This window comes from Frankia sp. CeRuru1, from assembly GCF_977966315.1.
Map to the genome: position 1 here is coordinate 9,448 of NZ_CDWWEW010000133.1, position 3,231 is coordinate 12,678.

Sequence of the window (3,231 nt, forward strand, 5' to 3'; positions counted from 1 at the left end):
CAAATCATCTTCGACCGACCAGCGAAGACCAGCTACCCGGACAAAAGTGCGCAACGGGATGCGGGTCGGGCTCTGGGCGCGGTAGAAGGCGTACTCGCCGTCACTGATGCTCCGTCGGATCATCAGATAGTGGTGGCCTGGCAGGTCGCCGTCGGTCACCTCGATGATCGCCCAGTCGTAGAGCCGCTCGCCTTTGGAGCCGTGACCTGCGGAAATACGGTTCCACGCCTTGGTGGGCAGGATGACGGCGATGTCGATCGCCTTCTTCGGCCCGGTCTTCGTAGTGACCATCTCACTTTTCGCGACGGTGAGGACGGCGCCGACCCCGCGCCGGGCGATCGCGGCCCGCAGGTCTGGGTTCGCCCCATAGACCTCGTCCCCGGTGGCCCAGCGTGTCTGGACACCTGCGTCGAGCGCCTTTTCGATTCCTGACCTGCGTCGGAGCGAGCTGGGTCGGCCGCCCACCGTCAGCCCACGGGCCGCAACTGATCACAAAAGTCGGGTTGGAGTATTAGGGCGGTGAGCGTCGCCGATCAGGGGCCGTCAGTCCCGGGCGGCAGGGTCATCCGGTGGGCCCGTGACCAGGGCGGCTCGGGCAGCATGAGGTCGCGTGAGCATGAGGTCGCCTGAGGAGAAGACGGTAGTGAACTTCCGGCGAGCTGACCCCATGACAATTCTTCCCTGTGGGCGGGGAAGCTTGAGTTCGCTGTCAACGGAAGCGGGATCGCTCCAGACCGCGCGGCGCTGCCCGGTCCGGGTGGCGATGTGTCCCGCGCCGGGGGCTGCTACCGGTTCGGGCACCTACCGTGGGCGACCATGGGTAGGCCGTCCTTCGGTCGCAGGGTGACCAGGGGTTGCGGTGTGACGGGCATGCCGGGTACGGGGGTGAAGGACCAGCGGCGGGCGATAGTGGCCAGGGCGAGCACGCCTTCAGCGATGGCGAAGGTGTTGCCGATGCACTGGCGGGGGCCGGCGCCGAACGGGAAGTAGGCGAAGCGAGGCCGCATCTTCGGCCCAGCGCCGGCCGGCTCATCGGCGGTGTCGGGCCCGGTCCAGCGGGTTGGGTCGAAGAGTTCCGGCCGCGGCCACCAGCGCTCGTCGCGGTGCACCACCCATTGGCTGAAGACCAGGGTGGAGCCGGCGGGCAGGCGGTAGCCGGCGACGTCGCGGTCTTCGACGAGGTGGCGGCCCATGGCCCAGACGGGCGGGTACAGCCGCATCGCCTCGCTGATGACCGCGTTGGTGTAGGGCAACTGGGGCAGGTCGTCGATCGTCGGCCGCCGCTCGCCGAGCACCCGGTCGAGTTCGGCCTGCAGGGTCGCCAGTACCTCCGGATCCCGGCCGAGCAGGTGGAACGTCCAGGCCAATGCGTTAGCGGTGGTCTCGTGGCCGGCGAGTAGGAGGGTGAGCACCTCGTCACGGACCTGGGAGTCGTCCATCGACGCGCCGGTGTCGGCGTCGCGGGCAGTTAGCAGCAGGGACAGCAGGTCGTGACCGGTGGCGCCGGTGGCGCGGCGGTCGGCGATTAGATCGTGGACGACGCGGTCGAGAGCGTCCCGGGCGTCTCGTCGGCGCCGGGGCGCCGGGAGCGGGAGTCGTTCGAGGGCAGTGAAGCCGGGAAGTTGGGCTCGGCGGGCCGCGGGCATGTTCTGGTCGAGAGCGGCCCGGATGACGTTGACGACGTGGCTGTCCAGGTCGACGTCGAACAGGGTCCGGGCGACGATCGCCAGGGTCATCTCGGTCATCTCGGTGTGCACGTCGAGGCGCTGCCCGTCCCGCCAGCCGTCGGCGGTCTTGTCCGCGATGGCCGCGAAGGCGTCGGCGTAGCCGGCGATCCGCTGCTTGTGGAACAACGGCTGCAGCAGCCGGCGCTGCCGGCGGTGGGTGTCCCCAGCGCTGGTCAGCAGGCCCTGGCCCAGCAGCAGCGCCAGCGGCTGCACCACCGTCCGCCGGGAACCGGCGCCGCGGCGTACGGCACCTTTGGCGTAGGCCCGGTGTCCGCTGACCAGGGCGTCAGCGATCGCGTCCGGGTCGGTGACGAGGAAGGCCGACACCGGCCAGCTCGCCAGGCGCACCACCGGCCCATGGGCGCGGGCCAGCTCGTTGAGCCGGGTGAGCGGGTCGGCACGCAGCCGCCGGATCGCATCGACCGGCCCCTCTCCCGAGCCGGGCACCTTGTCGGATGTCTTGACGTCGGATGTCTTGACTGTGGACGGTGGCGCGGCGACGGAGCGGACGTGGGGAGCGCGGCTCATCACGACTTCCTTTCGGGCGGAGATGGGAGTGAGTGGGGTAGACGTAGGGGAAGCGGGCGTGCCATGCTGAGGGCGCGCGGTGCTAATAGCCGATTAGCTGACGAGCACCACCGCGACGAGAAGGCCGATCTTCACGGCAAGGGCGACGTCGGCGGTTCGGCCGGTGGCGTGCGGCAGGCCGACCGCCGTCAGCAGGGTTACGGCGGCGCGTCGGACCGCCGGCCACAGCAGGACGGCCAGGCCCGCGCCGCACCCCGCGACGGCCAGTCGAAGGCCCACCGGGCCGGCAGCGACGACGCCGGCGATGGTCGACGCCGCGATAAGGGCGAACGCCTTGACAGCCGCGAAGGCCGTGACCGTCCGGCGACCGCGGAGCAGAAGGCCGGACACGGCCGCAGACACGGCGACCATGACCAGAGCGGTCAGCGGGGTCAGCGGCTCGGGCCCAATCTCGGCCAGGCGGGTGACATGCAGATGCGGCACCGGCTGTTCGAGCCGCAGCGCCGCTGCCGTCAGCACGGTGAGCGCAGCGACGCCGGCTTGCACACCGCGCAGGACCGCCACGGCCGCAACCACCAGGAGTAGACGGCGCAGACGTCTCTGGGCCGGCGTGCCCCCGCGGCCGACGAGCGCCGGCGTGGTCGTCGGACCAGGCCCGCTGGCCAGCACGGGGGGCGCCAAGGCAGGGTCGCCCGACCGGGCTGTGACGAACGGGTCGGAGGAAATCATCGTGTGCTCCTTTTCGTTGCCGCTCACCGGCCTCCGGGCGCCTGCACGGCACGGTCGTTCAGACATTCGGGAACCACCTGCGTGGGTGGCGAGCGCGGGCGCGATGGCCGTCACCGTCACCGTCCGGAAATGGCCGTCGGCGACCTGGGTGAGGAACGGGAAGCCGCGTATGTGGACCGCGCGGGCGCCGGTCAGCGCCCCGAGGCAGGCCAGCCGACTGGACAGGCGGCGCTCGACGACGCCGACC

General features: G+C 70.8%; 2 protein-coding genes and 1 pseudogene. All 3 read right to left on the minus strand.

The features are described from left to right. Positions 1-465 (minus strand): annotated as a pseudogene (locus AC08OP_RS11845) (IS701 family transposase); the annotation flags it as partial. 320 nt (positions 466-785) lie between these two features. Continuing rightward, entirely contained in the window at positions 786-2,255 is a 1,470-nt protein-coding gene (locus AC08OP_RS11850) for a cytochrome P450 (RefSeq protein WP_476614236.1), read from the minus strand. 93 nt (positions 2,256-2,348) lie between these two features. Then, positions 2,349-3,231: LmeA family phospholipid-binding protein (locus AC08OP_RS11855; protein ID WP_476614237.1), on the minus strand; the 883-nt coding region annotated here is incomplete at its 5' end.